A 20,867-nucleotide genomic window follows, 5' to 3' on the forward strand; every position below is an offset into this window, starting at 1 on the left:
TCATCTCGGCGCGCACCGCGTCAGCCACCCTCTGCAGCTCGCTCTCCGGCAGAAGCCGGAGACGATCCGGCGTCTCAAGACCCTCTAGGATCGTCGTGTCCGCTAGTGCCAATGCCTTCACCCGTCTCTCAATGCGTTCCCGTCAGCAGGGCGGCTCCTGCAGGACCGCACGCCCGAATCCTCGAACGCGGCCCGCCGCTTGGATCTCGCCCGCACCCGGAAACCGCTCGCCCCGGGACGTATGAACGATCATTCTAGCGCAAACCGATCACGGGATACCATGATCTCGCTGCAACAGCGGCGCACCTTTCAGAGGATTCGGCCGCCTCGTCTGCCTTCAGAGTTAAGGCAGCCCCACGATTTCACGCGTGACGCGCCCTCAATTATGGATGAAGGGTGCATTGATCAACATCTCGCCCGGTTTTCGCTCCCGCGGCCCGTTTCCCTTTGGCCCGCTCATCCTCAGGCTGCCGCTCGATGTCTCTCGCCGCACTGACACCGGTCACGGTCGCGCTGGCGCTCGCCCTGATCGGCGGCAGCACAGCCTGGGCGGCGGATGCCGGCAGACCGCGCGTCGACGCGGCGCATTGCCCCGGCGACGTCCGTTGCCGCCGCCCGCCGGGACCGCCGGACCGGGACATCCGCCCGCTGATCGACCCGCTCGGGCGCCCCTGTGGTATCCGCTGGCGCGAGACGCCGTCCGGCCCCCGGCGCGTCCGAGTCTGCTATTGATCCGGAAATGGCGCTGCGATCCGTCCTTCCCGCCCTTTTCCTCCTCGTCGTCTCCCACGCCGCGGCATCCCAGGCGCTTCAGGACGCCCCTGCCTGTCCCACGCTGTTCGCGGACGGCCGAGCGCCGGCCCTCACCAACCCGAAGCTTGCCGACAGGGCCGTGCCGCTCTGCTTCGAGGCCTTCGCGGTGCTGCATTCGGGTGCCTCGCGCACGCCGCTCTACGCCGCCGAGCGCCTGACGCGCCGCAGTGTGTCTGCCGCCCGCCGGGTGGAGCGCGCCGACGCCTTCCACGACGAGGACCGCCTGCCTGAGGACGACCGCGCCAGCCTCGCCGACTACGTCCGCAGCGGCTACGACCGGGGCCACCTCGCCCCGGCCGGCGACATGCCGACCGCGGTGGCCCAGGCCGAATCCTTCAGCCTCGCCAACATCGTGCCCCAGAACCGGTCGCTGAACCGCGGCCTGTGGGCGGCGATCGAGGAGAGCGTGCGCCGGCTCGCCACCGAGCGCGGCGAGATCTTCGTGGTGACCGGCCCGGTCTTCGAGGGCCGTTCGGTCGGCGCGATCAAGGGGCGGGTGCTGGTGCCGACGCAGCTCTTCAAAGCGATCTACGACCCGCGCACCGGCGAGGCGGGGGCCTATCTCGCCCCGAACGCGGCGGGCGCGGAATGGCGCGCGGTCCCGCTCACCACCCTGCGGGACATCGCCGGCCTCGACGTGTTCCCGGCGCTGCCCGAGGCGACGAAAGCCAAGGCAATGTCGCTGCCCGAACCGCAGGAATTCTCCCGCGGCAGCCAGGAATCTTTCGCCGACTTCCTGAAGCAACTGGCCGTCGATGTCCTGCGCCGGCTCTGGCGCGAGTTGATGCGCGCGATCTTCTGAGGAGGCTCCGATGCCGCGCCGCAAATCCGATCCCGCCCTACCCTTCCGCCCCTTCGCGGAGGATGCGGGCGTCCAGACCTTGGCCGGATTCTCGATCGAGAACGGCACGCAGCGCATCGCCCTGCACGGCAGCCTCGATCTCACCCGCGACCGAGCTGGGCTCGAACGTGCAAGAACGCTGAAGAGCCTGTTCGAGGCCATCGTCGCCACCCTCGAAACGGAAGACCTGCCCGATTCCATCCCCGATGAGCCGGAGACGGCCGAGCCGGTGCGCAACCCCTTCGCCTGAGGCCAGTTCGCCCACCCCGGCCGAAGCCCGACATCGCGCCGATGCCCAGCGCTTCGCCTTGCCCCTGCCCGGCGGCCCTGATACTCGAACACGAAATTCTTCATCCGCGAGCGGACGGTGCCCGCGCGGCATGGCTCGTCTGAGCCGGCCTCGCGCGAGAGGCCACGCATCCGCGACCGCCGGCCCGCCCGGCACCCACGCTTCACGCAGGACGAACGCACATGGCCCGCGAATTCATCTACCACATGCGGGGTCTGACCAAGACCTATGTCGGGGGCAAGAAGGTCCTCGATAACGTCAACCTGTCCTTCTACCCCGATGCCAAGATCGGTGTGCTCGGCATCAACGGCGCCGGCAAGTCGACGCTGCTCAAGATCATGGCCGGCATCGACAAGGACTGGACCGGCGAGGGCTTCGTCGCGCAGGGCGCGCGCGTCGGCTACCTGCCGCAGGAGCCGCAGCTCGATCCGAACAAGTCGGTGCGCGAGAACGTCATGGAGGGCGTGGCCGAGAAGCAGGCGCTGCTCGACCGCTACAACGAACTCGCGATGAACTATTCCGAGGAGACGGCGGACGAGATGACCGCCCTCCAGGACCAGATCGAGGCGCAGAACCTCTGGGAGCTCGATTCCAAGGTCGATCAGGCGATGGAAGCGCTCGGCTGCCCCAGCGACGAGCAGCCGGTGGCGACCCTCTCGGGCGGCGAGCGCCGCCGCGTGGCCCTGTGCAAGCTTCTGCTCTGGGAGCCGGAGCTGCTGCTCCTCGACGAGCCGACCAACCACCTCGACGCCGAAACGGTGAACTGGTTGGAAGGTCACCTCAAGCAGTATCCGGGCGCGATCCTGATCGTGACCCACGACCGCTACTTCCTCGACAACGTCACCGGCTGGATCCTCGAACTCGATCGCGGCCGGGGCATCCCCTACGAGGGCAACTATTCGGCGTGGCTGGTGCAGAAGCAGAAGCGGCTTGAGCAGGAGGGCCGCGAGGACATGGCCCGCCAGCGCTCGATCGCCCGCGAGCAGGAATGGATCGCCGCCTCGCCCAAGGCCCGGCAGTCGAAGTCGAAGGCGCGTATCACCCGCTACGAGGAACTGGTCGCCAAGCAGAATAGCAAGGTCGACGCGGCCGCGCAGATCGTCATCCCGATCGACGAGCGGCTCGGGCAGAACGTCATCGAGTTCAGCCACCTCAACAAGGCCTTCGGCGACCGCCTGCTGATCGAGGATCTTTCGTTCAAGCTGCCGCCAGGCGGCATCGTCGGCGTCATCGGCCCGAACGGCGCCGGCAAGACCACCCTGTTCAAGATGATCACCGGCCAGGAGAAGCCCGACGGCGGCACGATCGAGGTCGGCGAGACGGTCAAGCTCGGCTACGTCGACCAGTCGCGCGACGCGCTCGACCCCAACGCCACCGTCTGGCAGGAGGTGTCGGGCGGCAACGACATCATCTATTTCAACAAGCGCGAGATCAATTCGCGCGCCTATTGCGCGGCCTTCGCCTTCAAGGGCGGCGACCAGCAGAAGAAGGTCGGTACCCTCTCGGGCGGTGAGCGCAACCGCGTCCATCTGGCCCGCACGCTCAAGGGCGGCGCCAACGTGCTGCTGCTCGACGAGCCGACCAACGACCTCGACATGGAGACCCTGCGCGCCCTTGAGGATGCGCTGGAGGATTACGCGGGCTGCGCCGTCATCATCAGCCACGATCGCTGGTTCCTGAACCGCATCGCGACCCACATCCTCGCTTTCGAGGGTGACAGCCATGTCGAGTGGTTCGAGGGGAACTTCTCGGATTATGAGGCGGACAAGAAGCGCCGCCTCGGCCTCGAGTCGATCATTCCGAAGAAGCTGAAGTACAAGAAGTTTTCGCGCTGATAACTCCCCTCTTCCCGCTATGTGGGGAGAGGGCTTTGCCGACCTTGTCGTCGGCAAAGCGAGGCGGCGGCCGAAGGTAAGGGGGCGGTGCCGGAGGCGGCTTATCCGAGCCGCTCCCTCACCGCCGCTCCGGCCTCGCCTCCGCTTCCGACAGGCACGACGGGGTGCCTGCGGGCCTCTCCCCACCTGCGGGGAGAGGGGTGCGCACTGCCCTCACCACCATGCCCGGCCGGCCCCGAGCGGCGGCAGGCCGAGATGCGCCGCGACCGCAGCGCCGATATCCTCGAAGGTGTCGCGCCGCCCGATCGAACCGGGCGTGACCTCCGGCCCGAAGGCCAGCACCGGCACCTGCTCGCGGGTGTGCTCGGTGCCGGTCCAGGTCGGATCGTTGCCGTGGTCGGCGGTGATGACGCACAGATCGCCCGGCTTCAGGACGGCATGAATCTCAGGGATGCGGGCATCGAACGCCTCCAGTTCGGCGGCGTAGCCCGGCACGTCGCGGCGGTGGCCGTGCTCGGTGTCGAAATCCACGAGGTTGAGGAAGACGAAGCCGCCATCCGGCAGGCTGGCGAAGGCGTCGAGCGCCGCGTCGAGGCAGGCGGCGTTGCCAGCGGGCTTGACCTCGCGGCCGGTGGCGCGATGCGCGAAGATGTCGCCGATCTTGCCGACGCTCACCACGGCACGGCCGGCGGCGTCCAACACGTCGAGCAGGGTGTCGGCGGGCGGGGCCACGGAAAAATCCTTGCGGCGGCTGGTGCGGTGGAAGCCGTCTTTCTCACTGCCGATGAAGGGCCGGGCGATGACCCGCCCGACGCGATAAGGATCGCAGAGGTCGCGCGCGATCCGGCAGGTCTCGTAGAGGCGCTCCAGCCCGAACGTTTCCTCGTGGGCGGCGATCTGAAAGACGCTGTCGGCGGAGGTGTAGCAGATCGGCCGGCCCGTCCGGACGTGCTCGGCCCCGAACGCGTCGATGATCGCGGTACCCGAGGCGTGGCGATCGCCGAGGATGCCGGGCAGGCCCGCCCGCGCGATCAGCGCCGCAGTGAGCTCGGCCGGGAAGGCGGGATGCGTATCGGGGAAGTGGCCCCAGGCTTCTCGCACCGGCACGCCGGCGATCTCCCAATGGCCCGACGGCGTATCCTTGCCGGCGGCCGTCTCGACGGCGTGGCCCCACAGCGCCTGTGGCTCAGCCTCCGAAGCAAGGCCCGGCGGCACGCGGCCGGTGGCGCCCTCACAGGCCAGACCGAGGCCGAGCGCCACGAGGTTCGGCAGGCGTAAAGGCCCCGCGCGCAGGCCCGGTCGGTCGCCGCGCCCGTCGGCGCAGGCTTCCGCGATGTGCCCGACCGTGTCGGAGCCGGCATCGCCGTAGCGGTCTGCGTCCGGGGCGCCGCCGATGCCGACGGAATCGAGAACGACGAGGAGGGCGCGAGCCATGCGTTCAGGCCGGCTCGATTTCGGCGGTGGTCGCGGCATCCATCTCGAAGGCCGCCGCGAACAGGGTGCGGGTGTAGTCGGTCTTCGGCGCGGCGAAGATCGCCTCGGCCGGGCCCTCCTCGACCACTTGGCCGTGCTGCATCACCATGACGTAGTTCGAGAGCGCCCGGACCACTTTGAGGTCGTGGCTGATGAACAGGTAGGCGATGCCGCGCTCGCGCTGGAGATCACGCAACAGCGTCACGATCTGCGCCTGCACCGAGCGGTCCAGCGCCGAGGTCGGCTCGTCGAGGACGACGAAACGGGGCTTCAGGACGATGGCGCGGGCGATCGCGATGCGCTGGCGCTGGCCGCCGGAGAATTCGTGCGGGTAGCGGTCCATCGCCGCCGGGTCGAGACCGACATCGGTGAGCGCCTTCGCCACCAGGGCCCGGCGCTCGGCGCTTCCCTGCACCAGCCCTTGCACGGCGAGCCCCTCGGCGACGATGTCGCCCACCGACATCCGCGGAGAGAGTGAGCCGTAGGGATCCTGGAAGACCACCTGCATGTCCTTGCGCAGGGGCCGCATGGTGCGGGGGCCTCGGTCCTCGATCCGCTGGCCGAGGAACACGATCGGTCCCTCGGATTCGGTGAGCCGCAGCAGGGCGAGGCCGATCGTGGTCTTGCCCGAGCCGGATTCGCCGACGACGCCGACGGTCTCGCCCGCTCGCACGACGAGCCGCACCCCATCGACCGCCTTGACGTGGCCGACGGTGCGCCGGAGCACGCCCGCCTTGAGGGGGAACCACACCTTGAGCGGCCCGGCCTCGACCAAAGCCTCGGCGTGCGTCGGCACGGGGTTCGCCCGGCCGGTGGGCTCGGAGGCGAGAAGCCGCTGGGTGTATTCGTGCTGCGGCCGGGTGAAGACCTGCGCCACCGGTCCCGCCTCCACGATCCGGCCGGAAAGCATGACGCAGACCCTGTTGGCGATGCGCCGCACGATGCCGAGATCGTGGGTGATGAACAGCATCGCCATGCCGAGCCGCTTCTGCAGGTCGGCGAGCAGGCCTAAGATCTGCGCCTGCACGGTGACGTCGAGGGCGGTGGTCGGCTCGTCAGCGACCAGCAGGTCGGGCTCGCAGGCGAGCGCCATGGCGATCATCACCCGCTGGCGCTGGCCGCCCGACAATTCGTGCGGATAGGCGCCGAGCCGCCGCTCGGCATCGCGGATGCCGACGAGGTCGAGCAGTTCGAGGATTCGTTTCCGCGCGGCCTTGCCCTTGAGCCCCCGGTGGATCTCCAGCACCTCGCCGATCTGCCGCTGGATCGTGTGGAGCGGGTTGAGCGAGGTCATCGGCTCCTGGAACACCATGGTGATGTCCGCGCCGCGCACCGCGCGCATCTCGCGCTCGGGCAGCGCCAGGAGATCGCGCCCCTTGAACAGGATCTTCCCGCCCGGATGATACGCGGCGCCGTCGAGCAGGCGCAGGATCGACAGCGCCGTCACCGACTTGCCGGAGCCGGATTCCCCCACCAGCGCCAGGGTCTCGCCCCGCTCGATCGTGAAGCTGACGCGATCCACTGCCCGCGTCTCACGCACCCCGCCCCGGAAGGCGACCGAGAGATCCTCGACGGTCAGCAGCGTATCGGACATCGAACCCCGGCGAAGAAAATCGGCCCGCCGCGCTCCGGTGTCGAGCGGGCGGGCCGTGGGGTTATAGCGCGCGGGCTCCCGCACGCGAATCGTCTTCGCGTCGCGCTACTGCGCCAGCCCGACCTGCACGAGGTTGTCGCTGAAGGTCGGCGAGTGGCCCATGCCGCCGTAGGTCGAGGCGCTGATGACGTTCACCGCCCCGTCGCGGTTGAGCGAGTGCCAGTAGCCGAGCGAGGCGATCACCAGCCCCGGCGGCACTTCGTCGGTCACCCGCGCTTGCCCGTGGAAGGCGCCGCGGTCGTTGAAGACGCGCACCAGCGCCCCTTCCGTGATCTCGCGGCTCGTCGCGTCGGCCGGGTTGATCAGGATCGTCTGCTCGCCTTGCGCTCGCACCTTGTGCGCCTCGTTGGCGTATTGCGAGTTGAGGAAGCCGTGGCTCTTGGGCGAGACGATGTTGAGGGGGTAGCGCTCGGCCTGAGCCGGGTTCGTTTCCGGGCGCTCGTTGGCCGGCACGTAGCCCGGCAGCGGGTCGAGGGGCTCGCCCCCCTGGAACTGCTCGTACATCTGCCGGAACGGCGGGGCGACGAAGTTGCCGCCGGTGACCGCAGCTTCCGAGTAGAACTCGCACTTGCCGGACGGCGTCGGAAAGTTGCCCTCCGCGTGCGGCGTGCGCGTAGCCGGATCGCCGACATTGAGGCGATACCAGCCGTGCTGGCGGAAATGGTCCATCGAGATGCCGCCGAGCTTCGGGCTCTCCCAATCGAGATACCATTCCATGAGTTCGGTCTCGCTCATGGAGAATTGCGGCTCGGTGAAGCCGAAGGTCTTGGCCAGCCGCCGGAACAGCTCGGCGTTCGAGACCGTCTCGCCCGGCGGCTCGATGGCCTTCTGGTTCAGGGTGAAGAAGAAGTGCCCCCAGGAGAACATCATGTCGTCGTGCTCGGCCGCCATGGTGGCCGGCAGCAGGATGTCGGCGTAGCGGGCGGTATCGGTGACGAAGTGCTCGCTGACGACCGTGAACAGGTCCTCGCGGGCAAGTCCGTGCTTGATCTTGGCGGTCTCGGTGGAGTTCGAGACCGGGTTGGCGTTGTAGACCATCAAAGCGTGGATGCCGGGCTCGATCCCCGCCTCACCGGTCAGCACCTCGCCGAGCTTGAGCACGTTGATGACCCGCGTGCCCTCCGGGATCAGGTCCGGCCGGCAGACGCGGTCCCAGTGCACCGGGAACTCCCAGAGCGGCATCTGGTAGACGCCGCCGCCCGGGTCCTTCCACGAGCCGGTGAGCGCGGGCAGCGAGAAGATGGCGCGCAGCGCCTGAGCACCGCCGGCGCTGCGCTCCACCGCAATCCCCGGCCGCAGCGCCGCGTTGGGGGTGGTGGCGTATTCGCGGGCCAGGTGCCGGATATCCTCGGCCGAGATGCCGCAGATCCCGGCGGCGAATTCCGGGGTGAAGGCCCGCGCCCGCTCCTTCAGCGGTTCGAAGCCGACGGTGTGGCGGGCGATGTAGTCGTCGTCGGTCAGTCCCTCTTCGATGATGACGTGGATCATCGCCATGGCCAGTGCGCCGTCGGTGCCGGGCTTCGGCATCAGGTGCCAGTCGGCCTGCGCCGCCGTGCGCGAGCGGTAGGGATCGATCACGATCACCTTTGCGCCGTTGCGCTGCGCTTCCTTGACGATGTGCCAGTGGTGCAGGTTGGTCGAGACCGAGTTGCACCCCCAGATCACGATGAGCTTCGACTGCTCGAAGCTCATCGGATCGGTGCCGTTGGTGGGGCCCACCGTCAGCAGCCACGCGGTGCAGGAGCCCGAGCCGCAGAAGGTCTTCTCGGCCACCGTCGCGCCGAGGCGGTTGAAGAAGGCGTCACCGACGGTGAGCCCCTGCACCACGCCCTCGTTGCCGAGGTAGTTGTAGGGAAGGATCGCTTCCGCCCCGTGCGTCTCGATGATCGCGCTGAACCGGCGGTGGATCTCTTCGAGCGCCTCGTCCCAGGTGATGCGCTCGAACTGTCCGCTGCCCTTCGGGCCGGCACGGCGCATCGGGTAAAGGATGCGATCGGGATTGTAGTGGTGCCGATCGAAGTCCTTGAGCTTGCCGCAGAGCGCGCCGCGGGTCATCGGGTGGTCGGGATTGCCGCGCACGTCGATCAGCCGCCCGTCCTCGACCGTGTAGATCATCGAGCAGGTATCGGGGCAGTCGTGCGGGCAGGCGCCGAGCCGGGTGATGGCCTGAGACGCGGTTTGGGCGGCCGCTTCGGCGTCGATCTCCGAGATGCGCTCTTCGAGCATCGTGTTCCTCCTCCTGAGGCCGGATCTTGGCGTCCGGCTCTTGCAAGCATCGAGCCTAGCGCGGAGGCTGCCGGAAAAATAGTGCGATTCTAAGAATCGGCCTAAGGTACAACTCTCTCGCGAAGCACCAATCCCGGCACAATGTTGCTTGCCAACAGAGCAGTCCGTGACGTGTCGAACGGCAACCGTCCCCTTCCTGAGCCGGCGCCCTGGAGCTGTGCTCGACCCGATTGCAGCAGGTCGGCGGCTCCGGCTCCGTGTCTTCTGGCGCCTTGTTTCGACAAACCGCCATCCACTTCGCCGGAATGCGCCCTAGATCAGGCGCCGTGCACCGTCTCGCTTTCACCCTGTTGCCGGCCGCTCTCGTCGCCTGCGCCGGTCCCTCTCTTGCGGCCCCCTCGCCCGAGAGCGAGACGGTGGAGCAGGCACTGTGCCGGCTGATCGAGGATTCGGCCAAGGCGCGGCACTTGCCGGTGCCGTTTCTGACCCGGCTGATCTGGCGCGAGAGTTCGTTCCGCGTCGGCGTGGTGAGTCCGGCCGGCGCGCAAGGGGTGGCGCAGTTCATGCCCGGCACGGCCAAGGACCGCGGCCTCAGCGACCCCTTCGATCCCGAGCAGGCGATCCCGCACGCCGCGCACTTCCTGGCCGACCTCAAGCGGCAGTTCGGCAATCTCGGGCTCGCGGCGGCGGCCTATAACGGCGGGCCGGGGCGCGTCTCGGCCTGGCTCGCCGGCAGCGGCGGCCTGCCCGCCGAGACGCGGGCCTACGTCATCGCCATCACCGGCCGCCCGGCGGAGGATTGGCGCCCGAACGCCGGCATCGAGATGCCGGAGGGGTCCGACCCGTCTGCGAAGAAGCCGGATGTGAAGGCAGAGAAATCCGACGCGAAGCCGCCCGCGCCGGAGGCCGAGACGCAGACTTGCCTGCAAGTCACCGCAGGGCTGCGCATCCCGTCGCGCGGCGACCGTTTCGCCCTGGCGATCGAGGGCGGCCCGGCCGCGCCCTGGGGCGTGCAGCTTGCCGGAAACTTTTCCAAGTCGCTGGCGCTGGCGAGCTTCCAGCGGGCGCGCACGCGCTACACCAGCGTGATCGGCGAGGTGCGGCCGATGATCATCGGCACGCGGCTGCGCTTCCGCGGCACCCGCACCTTCTACCGGGTGCGCATCCCGGCCGAGAGCCGGAACGCGGCCGACGGCCTGTGTCAGAAGATCCGCAATGTGGGCGGCGCCTGTATCGTCCTGAGGACATAACTCCCAACACCGTCACCGCGCGGCCATGAAACCGCCGCGACCGCCGCGTCAATCACGAGTCACATGATCAAGGCATTCGTCTCCCTCGTCTCGTTGGTCTGCCTCGGCCTCACCGCGCTGGGCTTGAGCGGCTGCTCGCCGCTGGCCCTGTTCGATGCGCTGGGGCCGCGCGACAAGGGCGGACGCCTCGCGGTCCGCGACGCGGCCTACGGCGCCGACCCGCGCCAGCGCCTCGACGTGTTCGTGCCGACCGTGCCGGTGGAGCGGGCGCCGGTGCTGGTGTTCTTCTACGGCGGCTCGTGGAGCAGCGGCAGCAAGGACGATTACGCTTTCGCCGCACAGGCCTTCGCCGCGCAGGGCTTCGTGACCGTGCTGCCGGATTACCGGCTCTACCCGCAATCGCGCTTCCCCGACTTCCTGAAGGACGGGGCGGCGGCCATCGCCTGGGTGCGCGACAACATCGCCGCGCAGGGGGGCGATCCGAACCGGATCGTCCTCGCCGGCCACTCGGCGGGCGCCTACAACGCGGCGATGCTCGGGCTCGACCCGGAATACCTGCGCCAAGCCGGCGTCGATCCGCGATCCGTGCGGGCGGTGGCCGGTTTGTCAGGCCCCTACGACTTCCTGCCCTTCGACCAGAAGACCTCGATCGAGGTGTTCGGGCAGGCGCCCGATCCGGAGGCGACGCAGCCCGTCTCCTTCGCCGGCGCCCACTCGCCGCCGACCTTCCTCGCCACTGGCGACCGGGATACCGTGGTGAAGCCGCGCAACACGGCGAGCCTCGCCGCGATCCTGCGCAATGCCCGCGTGCCGGTGCAGGAACGGGTCTACGAAGGCCTCGACCATTCCGACACGCTGCTCGCGCTCTCCGTCAGCTTCCGCCGCAAGGCGCCGGTGCTCGCCGAGATGAGCGCCTTCCTGCACCAGCATTCGGGCGCCCGCCGGCTCACCACGCTGACGATGCACTGACGTCGCTGCACTGGCACGCCCGGTCGGCACGCGCCGGGCTGCGCTCGATCTATCGCGCCTCCGGGAGCGGCCGCGGTCGCCGGTCCGGCCCGATGGCGACGAAGGTAAAAAATCCTTCCGTCACCTTCGTCGTATCCTCGCCCTCCCGCTCCCGGCGCCAGACCTCGACCTGGATGCCCATCGAGGTGCGGCCGGTCTTCACGATCCAGGCGTAGAAGCTCACCTCGTCGCCGACGAAGACCGGCCGGTGGAAGGTCATCGCCTCCGCCGAGATCGTAGCGCAGCGCCCCCGCGCCCGGCGCGCGGCGACGTTGCCCGCGGCCATGTCCATATGCGCCATCAGCCAGCCGCCGAAGATGTCACCGGCCGGGTTCGTGTCGGTCGGCATCGCCACCGTGCGGATCACCGGCGGACCGCGATCGGTAGGCTGCGCAGGCTCGGCGGAAGTCGGTTCGCTCGTCATCGGAAGGCTTTGCGGATCAAAGGATAAGATCCGAGCGTAGCAGGTACCGTGTCGGCGGGGCCACCGCGGCCCGTGACGGTGCGGCGGACCTGTTTCGCTTCCCGCCCCGCGGCCGGATCGGACGTTCCGGCGCAGGTCGCTCAAATGCGACCGATCGCGTTAACCGATTTTTAACCCGGCGATTGCGGCCGGCGGGCGGCTGTGAGAGCTTCATTAACGGAAGCTTAACTGCTCGGTCAGGGCCATGCGTATCGCGTTCTCCAAGCTCTGTGTCGTCCGGCCCACCCGCTCCTTCGCGACCCGCCTGCTGGCGGGCCTCGCCCTGGCCGGGGCCCTCCTCACCGTTCCCGCGCCGCAGGCCGCCGCGCAGCCGACGGCCGCGCTCCCGGCGATGAGCCTGTCGGCGGTGACGACCGGCCCGGCCCGGCCGATCGCCGCCTGGGCCGAATTCTGCGAGCGCTATTCCGCCGAGTGCGCGGTCGACCGCACCGAGCCGGCCAGCATCACCCTGACGCCGGCGCTGTGGCAGACGGTCAACGCGGTCAACCGCCGGATCAACCGGGCGGTGGAGGCGGTGACCGATCAGGATCACTGGCGCTCGGCCGACCGCTGGGACCTCGCCGAGGACGGACGGGGTGATTGCGAGGATTTTCAGCTCCTCAAGCGCCGCCTGCTGGTCGAGGCCGGCTTGCCGCGCCGGGCGATGCGGATGACCGTGGTGATCGACGAGAAGGGCGAGGGCCACGCGGTGCTCACCCTCATCACCAACCGCGGCGACTACATCCTCGACAACAAGACCAACGCGGTGCTGCCCTGGACCCAGACTGGCTACACCTTCGTCAAGCGCGAGAGCCAGGAGGCGGTGGGCTGGATGGCGCTCGGTCGCGACGCCTCTCCGCTGACGGCGGCCAACCGCTGAGGCGAACTTTCCCGGTCCCAAATCGGGACCGGACCCGCATCTCGCGCGTTAGGGGACTTTAACGGGGCAGGGACCAAGGTTGACGAGAGGTTTCCGCGAGCGACTCCCGCCCCGGAAAACTCCATCCGTGCCTCAGGTTCGCCGTCCCAGGGTCCTCTCGTCCCATGCGTCGCGTCCTCCTCGCCAGCCTTCCCGCCCTCGCCCTTCTCGCCGCCGTCCCCGCGCGGGCGGAAAGCCCGGAGGGCGCGCGCCACGCCGCGTGGCAGAGCTGTCTCGACGAGGCCTTTTCGGAGCAGGTCCGCACCACGAGCCGGAGCTTTGCCGCGACGAAGGCGGTCACCACCTGTCGGGACCGGGAAGAGGCCTATCTCGGCGCGCTGGCCGGCTCGCCGCTCCTCGACGACGAGGACGTCGCCCGCATCCGCCCCGCTCTCATCGCCCGCGCCCGCGACCGGCTGATGGGCGAGCGGCGCTTCAGCGCGCTCTGATCCGCTCCCCACTCACGCCAGCATGTAGGCCAGCAGAGACCGCAGCTGCGCCGGCTTGATCGGCTTGTGGACGAGTTCGGCCCCCGTGGTCTGAGCGCGGGCGGCGATGTCGGCGCCGTGATCGGCGGTGGTGAGGATCACCGGCGTCACCCAGCCCCGGTTGCGCCGCAGGTAATCCACCACGTCGAGGCCGCAGGCGCCGTTGTCGAGGTGGTAGTCGATGACCATCACGTCCGGCCGCGCGAGGCCGGCGGCGAGCGCCGCGACGACGCCGGCGAGATCGCGAAACACCTGCACCTCGGCATCCCAACTGCGCAGGAGCCGCTGCAGCGCCTCGGCCGTCGAGGCGTCGTTCTCGATCGCCAGCACCCGCGCACCGGTCAGGGCAGTCGCCAGCGGCGCGAGGGGCACCCGCGCCTCCGGACGCTGCGTGGCCAGCGGCAGGGTCAGGCTCAGCCGCGTGCCGTGGCCGGCGCGAGAATGCAGTTCGACAGCGTGATCCAGTGTCGAGGCCGTGCGCTGCACGATCGACAGGCCGAGCCCGAGGCCGATTCCGCCATCGTCGCCCTCGCGGGCGCCGCGGAAGAACTCCTCGAAGACCAGGGCCCGCTCGTGCTCCGGAATGCCGCAGCCGGTATCGACCACGTCGATGCGACAGCGTTTTTCGCGCCGCCGCGCCGCGATCAGCACGCCGCCACTTTCGGTATAGCGGATCGCGTTGGAGACGAGGTTCTGCAGGATGCGCTGGAGCAGGATCCCGTCGGTCTCCACCACGAGGTCGGCGCAGCGGGTGACGAGGCGCAGTTCCTTGCGCTCGGCGAACGGACGAAAGCTCGCTTCGATCCCGGCGACGAGGTCGACCAGCCGCACGGGCTTGACCATGGGGCGCACGATGCCGGCATCGAGCTTCGAGATGTCGATGAGCGCCTTGATCAGATCCTCGATCGTCTCCAGCCCGCGCTCGACCTGGCGGGCGACCGCCTTGGCTTCCGGCCCCGGCGCGAGGTCGGTCAGCGCCGAGAGCGAGAGGCGGGCGGCGTTGAGGGGCTGGAGCAGGTCATGACTCGCGGCCGCCAGGAAGCGCGTCTTCGAGCGGTTGGCGGTCTCGGCCTCTTCCTTGGCCACCTGCAACGCCGCGTTCGAGCGCTCCAGGCTGTTCATCAGCGCGGTGAGCTCTTCCGTGCGGGCGCGGACGCGAGCCTCCAGCATGATCGCGGTCTGGAACAGCGAGTAGGCGCCGCCCTGCTGGTCCATGGTGCGCTCGACATGGGCCATCAGCGCCGCGTTGATGCGCTCGAGCTTGGCCACGCGATGCGTCAGGGCCTCGACGGTCTGCGGCTCGGGTGGCGGCTCGGTCCGGAGGGTCGGGCGGTTCATCGCGCGCTCTTCACGTCCCACGCTTCACCGGCCGGCCCGCCGGCCACTCGGCCCGGCCGATGGCGATGCCGGTGAACGTCTGATTCAGGTGCATCGAGCGGTACTGCTCGCCATAGGTCTCGAAGCCGACGACGCCGTAGCGCCGGTACAGGTCGGCGATGCGGTGGCGCACCTGCCGGCTCTCGGCATCGAGCCGGCGGAAGACGCAGTCGAAGCCGATCACGAGATCGAGCCCGCCGAGCGACGCGTCGAGGCTTTCGAGTTCGGCCCGTGTCGCCTCGACGATGTCGCGGGGCTGGGCGAGCGTCAGCACCACGCCCTCGCCGATGGCGCAGAAGAAGGTCATCGAGCCGTCCGGCTCCACCCGGCTGATCGAGCGGCAGTAATACTCGCCGCCGATCTTCACCGCGAGCGGATAGGCGGCAAAGGACATCGCCGAGAGATTTTCCGGATCGAGCCCGACCGCCATGGCGTATTCGCGCGCCGCCGGCTCGGCGTTGAGTTCGGTGACGCGCCGCTCCTCCTCGCGGGCGGCGGTGACCACGAACTTGCGGTTGGTCGGCTCGAAATTGTCGCTCTTGAAGATGCGGATCGGGAAATCGGTCTCGACCAGCAGGATCACCGCCGCTTCGCGGCAGACTTGGCCCTCGTGGATCAGCACCGTGCTGCGGAAGGCGAGGTCGTCGCCGGCCGAGCCGCCGATCAGCGGGATGCCGTCGAGTGCCCAGGCCACCGCGGAGACCACGGTCTCCTCGGCATTGGCGAACGAGTCGATCAGGGACAGGGCGAAGCGGTGGCCGTTGCCGCCGTCCGGCCGTCCGCCGTCGAGGGTCCGACGCAGGGCCCGCACGCTCGTGGCCGCGCGCTCGACATCGAGCCGGGCGATGTCGGTGAGGAGGCCCGAGACGATGCGGAAGCCCTGCCGAGGAAAGGCGATGGCGACGAGGCCGCGATCAATCGAGCCCGCCGGGCTGATCCCGCCGGAGGTGGAGCAGCCGGTGATCCCGACGCCGGGAAACCGCGCGGCGAGCGCCCCAGCGAGGGCGTCCGCCTCGTAGGCCGGCGAGAAGAACACGATGAGGTGGCCGATCGCCGCCCGGTCGAGGATCTCCGCCACGGCTGCGACCGCGCCCCCGGCGTCGCCCGCCTCCGTCCAGGCCGTCTGGATTCCGCACAGATGCCCGCGCATCTGCGTGCCGTGCGCCACCCGCCCGCTCCCTCGCGCGGGGTCTGTTCCGGCGAGCCGGCCGCCCCTGTTGGATTGCCCACGACTATGTGCCCGGCGAGGAGGCGTGGCAATGGGCGGTTGTTCGCGGGGTCGATCAGGCCGCGGCCGCCGGCCGCTCGCCACGCGCCCGGTAGGACAGCGCCTCCGCCAGATGCAGCCGCCGCACCTGGGCCTCGCCGTCGAGGTCGGCCAGCGTGCGGGCGACGCGCAGCGTGCGGTGGAAGCCGCGGGCGGACAGCCGCATGGTCTCGGCCGCGTGGCGGATCAGCGCCGCCCCCTCGGCATCGGGCGTGGCGGCGGTCTCGATCACGGTGGCCGGGCAGGTCGCGTTGGTCGTTGCCGCGGGCAGGCCGAGGGCGGCGTATCGCGTGCTTTGGAGCGCGCGGGCGGCGGCGACCCGCGCGGCGGCCTCGGCCGAGCCTTCCGCGGGCGGCGGCAGGATCAGGTCGGCGGCGGTCACGGCGGCGACCTCGATGCGTAGGTCGATCCGGTCGAGCAGCGGCCCGGAGATGCGGGCGCCGTACTGCGCGACGCAGCGCTCGTTCGGCCCCCGGCGGCAGGCGTAGCCCGGCTCCAGGGCTAGGCCGCAGCGGCAGGGGTTCATCGCCGCCACGAGTTGGAAGCGGGCCGGGTAGGTCACGCGGTGGTTGACCTTTTTCTTGATTCCCCACCTTTAGCTCTTGGAAGCCGCAGTCTCTTCGCAAGAGATCACCCGGTGGATCGGACCGAGCGCACCCCGCAGGTGGGTGCATCGGTCAGACTGGTAGACGCAGCGACGATTTCGACGGTGCCGATCTCGCGCCGAACCGTAACGATCTTCGTCTGGATCGCTCCGACTCGCGTCAGGACCGAAGCCCAGGACGTAGGCGTCGCGTCCGAACGGCACCCATTCCTCGGCAAAACCTGAACAGCCGTTTGAACCCACCCTTTTCGCGGCGAGCTACTACTCGATCTTCCTACGCTCGTGGATGTTCGTCGCGACGGCTCCCAATGTTCATGCGATTCGCCGCCGCTACACGCGCGATCGCGTCGGCAAGCGCCGAGATTCGCAGGGAATCCACAGGCGGCAAGCGCCGTCTTTACCCACAAGCGTATGCCTGCGTCACTTTGGCAAGCATGCCGCTAAAGCGTCAAACGCAGAGTGAGGCCCAGTCGCAGAAGCGCTTGGTTAAAATCGTTTCGTTGCAGATCGGAGACATGATCTACTTGGTTAATTTCGTTAGACCAAAGTAGTCGAACCAAAGTTTTCGGCGGCGTGACTTGTCGAGTTGGCTGCGATCGGGCATCTTAAGGCTCCGTCAACGATTGGAGAGACAGCCCGCGATTCGCCCAAAGCAAAACGCGCCCAAGAACCCCGGCAAGGGTTCAAGTGCGCGCTTAACCCCGTGAGGGGGATAGAGTTAGTTCACCGACAAGAACGAACTTATCTCCCGAAAATCTGAAGTGCAAGCCCTCTTTCGAGAGGGAACGGGAAAGCTCTGTTCGACGCGGCGTCCAGAAAGGATGCCCTATGGATACCACCACCGAAGACACGCTCGCCGAAGCCGATCAGCACTACGCCGCCCTCGGTCTGACGCCCGGCGCTGTCAGGGACTACGGGCAAGTTTATGCGGCCTGGAAAGCTCGCATGAAGGTCCATCACCCCGACACCGGTTCCGCCACCCAAGAAGGACGCGGCTCGAATGAAATCGCGGCGCGGATCAACGCGGCACGCGATTGGTTCAAGAAGAACATCGAGCGCGAACTCCACCGCACGACGCCGCGCCAATCCGATCCTTTCGGCAGGTGGCAGCAGGAGTGGCAACGCTCTCAGTCCTCTCAGGATGGTCAGCGCGGTCAGCGCTCCCAGGATCGTCAGGAAGAAGCTGGTCGCGCTGAGAGGACTGAGAAGGCTGAGAGCGCTGACGCCTCTGACGACGCTGACGCGGCCGGTGCGTGGGAGGATGCGACCTACCGCCCGAACGCTCCGTCCAAAACCTCGGAGTTCATCGAGGAATACATGCGCATTCGAGGCTGGCGGGTAACCGCCGGCGAGCACCTTGTTCCGAAAAACGGCTACAAGAGCTATCCGAAATCTCCCATCGGTGAAGTGCTTCGCGATTTCGAGATCACCGAGGATCGGTTGCAGTCTGAGCTTCAGGATCACCGTGAGCGCCAAGCTAACCCCGGCGGGGGTGATGTCACGAAAGCCTCCCTCAAGAGTGGCCTGCGGGCGTTCATCACCGCGCAAGCCGACGAAGAACGGGCGAAAATCTTCGAACGGCTGATGGTGCCGTTGGATGCGGCGCAGAAAGCCGAAGCGGAAGAGCAATGGGCTCTCCTCGCTGCGACCGTTTTCGAAGATTCACCTGCAATCGCGATCGCCGGTCTCAAGAAAATTATCCATCAGGTCAAGCTCAAGGCACTCCGCATGAAGGTGGGAAACCATCTGATGGTGGTTTTCTATTCGAAGCTTGGAGGGCCTGGAAAGTCATGGTTCACGAAGCTCTTCACATCGCCAATGGATGAGCTTCTGAGCGGCGTGACTCTTCTATCGGACGTTGTGGACAAGAGCAATATTTATCTGTTTTCAAAACCGATCGTCTTTCTGGACGACATTGATAAGCTTGACGAAAAGTACGTTGGGACGTTCAAGAGCGTTCTTACGGCCGATTACATCGATCGGCGCACGTTCTTCAAGCAGTCGATGGCGCACGTCCGTCAGCAGGCGGTGTTCGTCGGTACGGCCAATCGCCCGATCACCGAGTTGGTAAGCGATCCGAGCGGACATCGGCGATTCCTCATGCTGACGTTCAAGCACCTTGAGCGCAACAATCAGAAAAAGATTTGGGGTACCGTAAACAAGATAGATTGGGAGCTTCTTTGGCGTAGCGTCAGTCAAGACGACGAAGACCCGATCGAACCCGTTATTGAATACATGAAGCGAGAAGATGCAAAGGCAGCGATGAAGTCCCCTGCAGGTAAGCTGACGATTTGGTTTCGGAATCTCGACTTAACCAAACCTGAAGTTCAAGCCCTCGCGAGGGGGAAACAGATAAAGTACTACACGTTCCCCGATCTGTTTCGCCTGTACGAAGGAAGTATGCCGGACGGGTCAGGACTGACGCGAAAAGAGTTCGATCGGTTGCTGACCGATCTTTACAAGCAAGGCGCGGGGCCGTTCGTTCGGATCAACGACCACTCGGTGTTCGGGCGCGCCTTCGAACCGAAACCCTAAGGGCGATCAGCGCCGTCAGACCTCTCAGCGCTGTCAGGAGAAAGCTGACGCCGCTGACGATCCTGAAAGCGCTGACGCCACTGACGGCGCTGAGACCTTCTCGCCCCCAACGATCCCGCCCAGACCCTTGGGCGGGATCGATCTCCGCGCCGCTCAGATGACGGGCAAAAACGACGTAGGGGCGCAGACGAACCCATCCGTCTGAGCCGGGATAAACCCCATGTTCATTTCGTTGACCATTACCGACCCATTCGCCTGGACCCGCTGGTAAACGGTGCCACTGACGTTTGAGACGTGCGTGCCGCTCTCTGCCCTAAGTATGCAAGCGAAGGTCACGTCTTTGACCGGATAGTTGTTCCGGTTGGAAATCACGAAAGACAGTTCGAGGACGGTCCCGAACCCGGTGCGGTTGCCCCGCAGGCTACCGATCGAAATCTTCGAGAGACCGTTCTCCGGTAGCGCCGTTGCCTGTGCCGGCTCGCGGTTCGGGATGCTGACCAACCACGTCAGCAGGCCGACGACGATTGCCATTCCAACGAGGGTGTTCCGTAGCTTTTCCATCGCGCCGCACTCTCCTTCCCCGGAGAGTTGCACGTCGCACCTTAAGCGACGGTCACGGCGCACCGTTGAGGTTGTGCTGTTCGAGGTCGTTAAATCTTATCGATCCCGTTCACCCTTGAGCGGGGCCGATCGCGAGGAATCGATCGCCTACTTTAACTTCTTCGCCACCTGACATGCCGTCACCAGCGCCGCCGTAGCGCTCGAACCGTTCACGAGTTCGACCCACCGGTCTTCAGGACGGTCCCGTTCCATTTTCGTAACCGTGTCGCCTTCGCCGATCGTTTGGTACACAAGCCGATGGCAGTCACCGCGCCGAGAGGCGTAATTGACCATACCACCCGCGAGGCCACCCGGTGGCACTTCTTGCTTCGTCACGTACCGCACGATCGGACCATTTTCCGAGATCACATCGAGCATCTGATAGGTGATGCGGCCCTCGCGCTTGTGAATGAACGGCTGGAAACCCGATTGCGAGACGTACTCGGCGGGCTTCTCTTCCCCGCAGCCTGTCAAGATCAGCGCTGCCGCGGCAACGAACATCTGGCCTGACCGAGAGGGCATGGAAGACATCTCCTGGGATGCCGAACAATAAACCCCAACGATTGAGCGACCGTAACGTCGATCACTCCATTTTCAGGCAGCAGATTCAGAAGCCTCCTCAGTCGGACCTAGAAGGCGGCGTACGGGATCACCGCCGACAAGGGGGAGCACGGAGCCTCGCGCAGAGCCTCACGGGCGACCAGAAGCGCTTCCGACGCGCCAAGGATGCGGACGCCGCAGAAGCCTCGCTGTTGGCGCTGTACGGCGCTCTGAGCGGCGACGTTCCGAACCAGGGGAAGGCGGCGTGAGCGGCCTCGTAGTTGGCGGCGTCTCAGATGGCTTTCCGGTTTTGGTAGAGCCCACCCAGTACCACCCCGATCGCCGCACCCGCCCCCATTGCGACGGTCATCGTGCCGATCGCCCACCCGAAGGAGAGTGCGAGCGCCCAAAGCGCGAGCCCAACGATGCTTCCGGCTACGGCACTCAACCCGAGAAGCCAGTTCGGTCTCCGACGCCGCATCCTCAGCCCCCTTCAACGCAGCACGATTAAATCACGCTTCTAAATCTCGCGGTTGCGATTCGCTCGATCCCATCGCCTATCTCGTTGTCCCGTGGAGCGCTGGGCTACGCTGGACCGGGCGGCATCTGACGCGACGTTGGTGCTCGATGGGGAGGATGATCCGCTCGAACTGATGGTCTGGTGCTGGGCGAACCATTGCACCCT

18 protein-coding genes and 1 pseudogene are annotated in these 20,867 nt (G+C 67.3%); 10 read left to right on the plus strand and 9 right to left on the minus strand.

The features are described 5' to 3' along the window. Positions 1-477 precede the first annotated feature (477 nt). The 4 genes from MFF24_RS05005 to ettA all read left to right on the plus strand — a co-directional run bounded on the left by MFF24_RS05005 (position 478) and on the right by ettA (position 3,778). Positions 478-732 (plus strand): hypothetical protein, encoded by a 255-nt coding sequence (locus tag MFF24_RS05005; protein WP_166059131.1) that lies wholly within the window; start codon positions 478-480, stop codon positions 730-732. A 7-nt stretch (positions 733-739) separates the two neighbouring features. Further along, positions 740-1,615: a DNA/RNA non-specific endonuclease gene (locus tag MFF24_RS05010; RefSeq protein ID WP_238222919.1), complete on the plus strand. Its 876-nt coding sequence runs from the start codon at positions 740-742 to the stop codon at positions 1,613-1,615. A gap of 10 nt (positions 1,616-1,625) precedes the next feature. Continuing rightward, a complete protein-coding gene (locus MFF24_RS05015; RefSeq protein WP_238222921.1) occupies positions 1,626-1,904 on the plus strand; it encodes a hypothetical protein in 279 nt (92 codons plus the stop codon). 221 nt (positions 1,905-2,125) lie between these two features. After that, complete coding sequence (ettA, locus tag MFF24_RS05020) at positions 2,126-3,778, plus strand: energy-dependent translational throttle protein EttA (protein WP_108939868.1); 1,653 nt, start codon at positions 2,126-2,128, stop codon at positions 3,776-3,778. A 213-nt stretch (positions 3,779-3,991) separates the two neighbouring features. Here the strand turns inward: ettA and MFF24_RS05025 are convergent, their stop codons facing one another. The 3 genes from MFF24_RS05025 to MFF24_RS05035 form a co-directional block, all read right to left on the minus strand. Further along, positions 3,992-5,212, minus strand: a complete 1,221-nt coding sequence (locus tag MFF24_RS05025; RefSeq protein WP_238222923.1) for a phosphopentomutase — start codon at positions 5,210-5,212, stop codon at positions 3,992-3,994. 4 nt (positions 5,213-5,216) lie between these two features. After that, positions 5,217-6,845, minus strand: a complete 1,629-nt coding sequence (locus MFF24_RS05030) for an ABC transporter ATP-binding protein (protein ID WP_238222925.1) — start codon at positions 6,843-6,845, stop codon at positions 5,217-5,219. A 105-nt stretch (positions 6,846-6,950) separates the two neighbouring features. After that, a complete protein-coding gene (locus MFF24_RS05035; RefSeq protein ID WP_238222927.1) occupies positions 6,951-9,131 on the minus strand; it encodes a molybdopterin-containing oxidoreductase family protein in 2,181 nt (726 codons plus the stop codon). A 305-nt stretch (positions 9,132-9,436) separates the two neighbouring features. Between MFF24_RS05035 and MFF24_RS05040 the strand changes: the two genes are divergently transcribed. Both MFF24_RS05040 and MFF24_RS05045 read left to right on the plus strand, forming a co-directional pair. Continuing rightward, positions 9,437-10,381, plus strand: coding sequence for a lytic transglycosylase domain-containing protein (locus MFF24_RS05040; RefSeq protein ID WP_238222929.1), 945 nt, complete (start codon positions 9,437-9,439; stop codon positions 10,379-10,381). A gap of 63 nt (positions 10,382-10,444) precedes the next feature. Beyond that, on the plus strand, positions 10,445-11,350 hold the full coding sequence (locus tag MFF24_RS05045) for an alpha/beta hydrolase (protein ID WP_238222930.1): 906 nt from the start codon (positions 10,445-10,447) through the stop codon (positions 11,348-11,350). Positions 11,351-11,399: 49 nt separating this feature from the next. Here the strand turns inward: MFF24_RS05045 and MFF24_RS05050 are convergent, their stop codons facing one another. Continuing rightward, entirely contained in the window at positions 11,400-11,813 is a 414-nt protein-coding gene (locus MFF24_RS05050) for an acyl-CoA thioesterase (protein WP_166059123.1), read from the minus strand. A 244-nt stretch (positions 11,814-12,057) separates the two neighbouring features. On the opposite strand from MFF24_RS05050, the gene MFF24_RS05055 reads away from it, so the two are divergent. Both MFF24_RS05055 and MFF24_RS05060 read left to right on the plus strand, forming a co-directional pair. Then, positions 12,058-12,732: a transglutaminase-like cysteine peptidase gene (locus MFF24_RS05055; RefSeq protein WP_108939862.1), complete on the plus strand. Its 675-nt coding sequence runs from the start codon at positions 12,058-12,060 to the stop codon at positions 12,730-12,732. A gap of 164 nt (positions 12,733-12,896) precedes the next feature. Next, complete coding sequence (locus tag MFF24_RS05060; RefSeq protein ID WP_133088188.1) at positions 12,897-13,220, plus strand: hypothetical protein; 324 nt, start codon at positions 12,897-12,899, stop codon at positions 13,218-13,220. A gap of 12 nt (positions 13,221-13,232) precedes the next feature. On the opposite strand, the gene MFF24_RS05065 is transcribed toward MFF24_RS05060, so the two are convergent. The 3 genes and pseudogenes from MFF24_RS05065 to MFF24_RS05075 form a co-directional block, all read right to left on the minus strand. After that, on the minus strand, positions 13,233-14,597 hold the full coding sequence (locus tag MFF24_RS05065) for an ATP-binding response regulator (RefSeq protein WP_238222931.1): 1,365 nt from the start codon (positions 14,595-14,597) through the stop codon (positions 13,233-13,235). 10 nt (positions 14,598-14,607) lie between these two features. Continuing rightward, complete coding sequence (locus MFF24_RS05070; RefSeq protein WP_238222932.1) at positions 14,608-15,804, minus strand: FIST N-terminal domain-containing protein; 1,197 nt, start codon at positions 15,802-15,804, stop codon at positions 14,608-14,610. 115 nt (positions 15,805-15,919) lie between these two features. Further along, positions 15,920-16,480: pseudogene (locus MFF24_RS05075) on the minus strand (magnesium chelatase subunit ChlI family protein); the annotation flags it as partial. Between the two features lie 855 nt (positions 16,481-17,335). Between MFF24_RS05075 and MFF24_RS05080 the strand changes: the two are divergent. Then, entirely contained in the window at positions 17,336-19,042 is a 1,707-nt protein-coding gene (locus MFF24_RS05080; protein WP_238222933.1) for a VapE domain-containing protein, read from the plus strand. A 153-nt stretch (positions 19,043-19,195) separates the two neighbouring features. On the opposite strand, the gene MFF24_RS05085 is transcribed toward MFF24_RS05080, so the two are convergent. Beyond that, positions 19,196-19,573, minus strand: a complete 378-nt coding sequence (locus tag MFF24_RS05085) for a hypothetical protein (protein WP_238222934.1) — start codon at positions 19,571-19,573, stop codon at positions 19,196-19,198. A gap of 177 nt (positions 19,574-19,750) precedes the next feature. Continuing rightward, entirely contained in the window at positions 19,751-20,143 is a 393-nt protein-coding gene (locus tag MFF24_RS05090) for a hypothetical protein (RefSeq protein WP_238222935.1), read from the minus strand. Positions 20,144-20,181: 38 nt separating this feature from the next. Here MFF24_RS05090 and MFF24_RS05095 point away from each other — a divergent pair, with 38 nt between their 5' ends. Further along, complete coding sequence (locus MFF24_RS05095; protein WP_238222936.1) at positions 20,182-20,451, plus strand: RuvC family protein; 270 nt, start codon at positions 20,182-20,184, stop codon at positions 20,449-20,451. Positions 20,452-20,867: the final 416 nt, after the last annotated feature.

The organism is Methylorubrum aminovorans, from assembly GCF_022179725.1.
Classification (GTDB): Bacteria; Pseudomonadota; Alphaproteobacteria; order Rhizobiales; family Beijerinckiaceae; genus Methylobacterium; species Methylobacterium aminovorans.